This window comes from Psychrilyobacter sp. (assembly GCF_049671765.1).
Taxonomy (GTDB): domain Bacteria; phylum Fusobacteriota; class Fusobacteriia; order Fusobacteriales; family Fusobacteriaceae; genus Psychrilyobacter.
This window is the reverse complement of record NZ_JBATVM010000089.1, coordinates 1-3,050: the sequence shown is the minus strand read 5'-3', so window position 1 is coordinate 3,050 and position 3,050 is coordinate 1. Positions and strand designations below refer to the sequence as shown.

The 3,050-nt window shown below is 32.8% G+C and carries 1 protein-coding gene; it reads left to right on the top strand.

What is annotated here, in order from left to right; translation table 11 throughout:
* The coding region (locus WBG30_RS04175) for a binary toxin-like calcium binding domain-containing protein (protein WP_424503388.1) at positions 1-3,050 on the top strand (3,050 nt) is incomplete at both ends.

The window sequence follows — 3,050 nt, the reverse complement described above, 5'->3', positions numbered from 1 at the left end:
TGGAAAAATGGGATCCAAATAAACATAGCGAAGCAAAAGGTTTTATAAAATATAAAACTTCTCCTCTGGCTTTTAGTACAGATGGAGACCCTTATGGAGATTTTGCAGAGGTATCAGGAGTTAAAATGGATAGTAGAGTAAAGAAGGAAGGTAGACATCCTTTAGTTGCTGCTTATCCACGTCTTAAAGTATATATAGATAATTTTGATGTTGTTTCAAAACAGACTTTAACTACAAAAACTGGTAAATCTATTTCAAATACTATTTCAAACTCCACTCAGCAAACAGACTCTCACTCATTTGAGCATTCCTACTCAGAAAGTCTAGGGTTTAAAATAGGGCATACTTTTTCCGCAACACCAAGTACTAATATAGAATTCTCAATGAATTTTACTACAGGACAAAGCGTATCCGATACAGATACCACAGCTGTGACAGATTCTACAAGTGAACAAAAAACATTACAATGGGAAACAGCTATTACAACCGATACTACTAAAGCAGCAGAATTAAAACTAAATTTACATTATGAAAATCTAGGAACAGCACCTATAAGTAACATAATCCCTACAATTACGATATCACAAATGGGCAATGCTCTTTCAACGATCAAAATGCCTACTTCTGCACAGGCAAAAACCATCGCAGCAGGGGGTAGATATCCTCATAGTGGAAATATTTATGTTCAATATGAAAACGATGGTAGAACTCCAATAGCACTGAATATAAATCAATTGAACAGTATTATGTCAAGAAACTCATTTGAAATTAGAACAGATCAAGTTAATGGGGAAATAATGAAAGAAGGAACCAATGGGCAATATACCGTTTTCGGTTCATGGGAAACATATATGTCACGAATAAATTCTGTAACTGCAGATATTTCACTACAACTACCAAATAAAAAAGTAAAAAGAAGTAAAGTAGCAGCTCATAATTCAGATAATAATAGTCCTGAAATAACATTAAAGGATGCATTAGTATTAGCTTTTGATGCTAGAATAGAGAATAATCAAATATATATTGGAGAGGAGAGAGTAGAAAGTGGTTGGATGATTTCTATGTCAGGAGAGACACAAAAAGAAATAAAACAACAACTAAATGCAATGACTACACCAGAACTTTTTGCTGTGAAATTAAGACCAAATATGAATATTTTAATTCAAAAGCCAGACCCTAATAAAAGTCCTGTTATTGAAGGCGCATTTGTAAGTGACAATGGGGAAACTATATCCGTTTCTACTCTCCCTAGCTTATATGCAATAAAAAGTGTCAATGCAAATGTTAAAATAAATGGAACTATAACTAATCTAGAATTAACACAATCACCAGTTAAAGCTAGATTATGGACTGCTCCTATAAATGGAGCACTTAACGTAGACTATAATTCAAAAGTAAGTGTGGTAGATTCTCAAGGGCGTATTAGTAAAGCTAGTCTTCAAATACCTTATGGCTATACACCAAAAAAACCAAAAGGATTAACATATGTTCCAGCAAGAAAATCTTTCGACTCAGATGCTAAAAATCATTCTAACCTAAATTGGCAAATTAATAGTGCATTTCTTCCAGGAGTGAAAGCTTTAGTGCTACGTAACACTCTCAAAGGTGTTGTTGGACCTAATGTAGAAATGCGTATAGGAGACCATATTATTAAAGGAGGGATGAGTGGAAGCATTCAGAAATATAGTGGAGAAGAACTTTATGGATATATAGGAGCTCATGAACCCATGTCCCCGAGATTACTTGCCGATTGGGGTGCCCGGGAGAATATACAGTATCATGGAAGTGTGTTTAGAATGAATAATTTCCCATTTAATCATTCAATAAGTGCATTTAATGAAGAATATAACGATAAAGTTGATGTTATTAAATTTTATGATGCTACTACTTTTAAAGAATTTGATCCAAAGAGTTCAGGATTAGTCTTGTACGACGCTGTCGATTATAAAGGTAGAAGTGAAGGATTCAACCTCAATACCAGGTGGTTTTTACAATGGTGTAGGGAACATGATAATTTTGGACCTTCTTCTTATAAATTTGTATATTATTATGCACCTAGACATGCACCAATCCATGATTTTGATATGATTTTAACAAAAGCTGAAGTAGATAGACATGAATATCTAGACAAGCCAATAGATAATTCGGTTATAATGGCTCAAATACTAGCTCTAAAGGCTGTTGGAGGTAATGATTTAGCAGTAATGATGCTCTTAGCAAGTTTAAACGCTAAAATTGAACAGAAGCCTAAACTTAAACATTCAATTTTTGACATACGTAATATATTTGATACAGAGGCAAAAAAGATTAATATTAATCCTAATGATGATGAACAGATACTAAATAATTTTGAGTTGAGTAGTGAAGGCTATTTTTCAGATAAAGTAGGTAGTGAACTTAAAATAATAAAACCTTCAATAAAACATACTATTAAAGATTTAAATAATTCATATGATATAAGAACACAAAAAACTAATGCAAAAGCGTATTTAATAAAAGTAACGAGTGAGAAGATAAGTTCAGATAATTTAAAAGTTAAATTTAATAATGAAGTTTCTATCAATTTAGGAGTAGCTGATACACAAGGATTCGGTACGGTTACTGGGGCAACTACTTATTCACCTTTTCATAGTGAAACGTTTATTTTAAATGCTAATCCTAATGATCCAGGGAAAATAAGCGCTACGGTATCTCTTGGTGAACATAATAGAATTAAAACAGGTTCAGATGTAAAAATTGAAATATTAGGTGTATTTTCTGAAGATGGAGATGCCTATTATAAGATTTTTGATGCACCTTATAAACTTCAAAATGTAGGAACCGACAGTACAACTACATCTGCAATTACTTTAGATAGTTCAAAATTTGTAGCTAAACCTAAAGGATATATGCTAAGAGTAACAGCAAATGGGGCATCTTCTGATTTATTGAGATTGAAAATAGATGAAGCAACTATTGATTTAGGAACTTCAGCTACTAAAAATGTAAATGGAAGAGTAGCTTCTGGAGTAGACCATAGCGGTTTAATGTTTGTGCCCGCTGATAATACA